Source organism: Trueperaceae bacterium (assembly GCA_036381035.1).
Taxonomy (GTDB): Bacteria; Deinococcota; Deinococci; order Deinococcales; family Trueperaceae; genus DASRWD01.
Window position 1 is genome coordinate 1 of sequence record DASVDQ010000064.1, and the last position, 1,447, is coordinate 1,447.

The window sequence follows — 1,447 nt, forward strand, 5'->3', positions numbered from 1 at the left end:
CTAACACTGCTTTGTCAGGTCATTCCGCTTGGATATCGGGTGACGGGTTCATGGCAGTACGGGCAGCGTAAGCGGATGACGTTCAAGATCGCTGTGAGCACGAGCTGGCGCCTGATCTCGGGCAGGCTGGGCTTGGGCGGAGGCGCGGCCCGCTTCAGCCGGCGCGCGCTTTTCCCCCGAGTCTGAGGTGCTGCAGGAACGCAAAGGCGATCATGCTGAGGAGTGCGTGGTGGTGAAGACCTCTCCAGCTGCGGCCCTCGAAGTGATCGAGCCCGAGCTCCTGCTTCATCTGCTGGTGCGCCTGCTCGCAGACCCAGCGCGCCTTGATGACGCTGGCCAGCTCTCGGAGCGAAGCCGTGGCCGGAAGATTGGAGAGGTAGTACTTCCTCTCACCCCGCGCGCGTCGCTCGCACACCAGCCAGAGCTCCTCCTCTCCGGGGAGGTGCCGACCCTTGGCCGCTCTGGGTCCGTCGGCCACCCGCACGCGCACCGCGGCGAACTGGCACGAGAGCGGCCGCCCCTTGCTGCCTCGTCTCCAGCTGACGCGTCGCCACGCCCGCTCGCCGAGCCCCTCGATCATGGCCTCGGCGCTCACGGGCTCGGCCGTCGTCGTCGGATGACGTCTCGGCCGACCGCCGCTCGGCTCGGGCTGTGGCCACACGAGCGAGACGTCCGCCGGATAGACCAACTGCGTCGCAAGGATCCCGACGGCGTAGACGAGACCGCGCTCGCTGAGCCCTTTCCGAAACTCCGCCGCCGAGCCATAGTCCGCATCCGCCAGCACGTAGCCGAACCGGGCTCCGGCCGCACGCACCCGGTCCAGCTCGGCGAGCGCGATCTGGCCCTTGGTCCGAAAGCCCACTCCCTCCGGCACACCCGCCTTGCGGCAGCGTACCGGATCGGCCGCCCACGCCTCGGGCAGGTAGAGCCGGAGCGCCAGCGCGACCGGCACCTCGCGCTCGGCCAGCGTGAGCGAGACCAGCACCTGACAGTTCGCCCGCTTGCCCAGCTCGCCGCAGTACTGGCGCGCCACGCCCACCGAGTGCGTGCCCTGCTTGACCAGCGCCGTGTCGTCGATGATCAGCACGGCCTTCGGCCCGCCCACCAGCCGGTTCGCCTCCACCACCAGGCTCTCCTCCAGGGGCGCCGGATCCCACGGCGAGATGCTCACGAAGTGGTGAAGCTGCTGCGACTCGCCCGGCGCCACCCGCTCCGCCAGCCGGGTCACGCTCTTGCGTTCGCCCGGCGAGAGAAGCCCCTCCAGATAGATGGGCGCCCAGTGTCGCTGCTCGGCCCGCCCCAGCCGCTCCAGGAACGGCTCGAGCCAGCGGTCGAACTCCTCTTCCCACGCACGAACCTTCGCGGTGCTTGCCATGGCGGCCTCCGGGATCAGGGGCCGCACACGCCCCTGCAACTTCCGCGCTCACACGTGACAAAGCAGTGCTAA

1 pseudogene is annotated in these 1,447 nt (G+C 69.4%); it reads right to left on the reverse strand.

Annotated features, from left to right (window positions below):
• Nucleotides 1–82: 82 nt before the first annotated feature.
• Nucleotides 83–1,375: pseudogene (locus VF202_07635) on the reverse strand (IS701 family transposase).
• Nucleotides 1,376–1,447 lie beyond the last annotated feature (72 nt).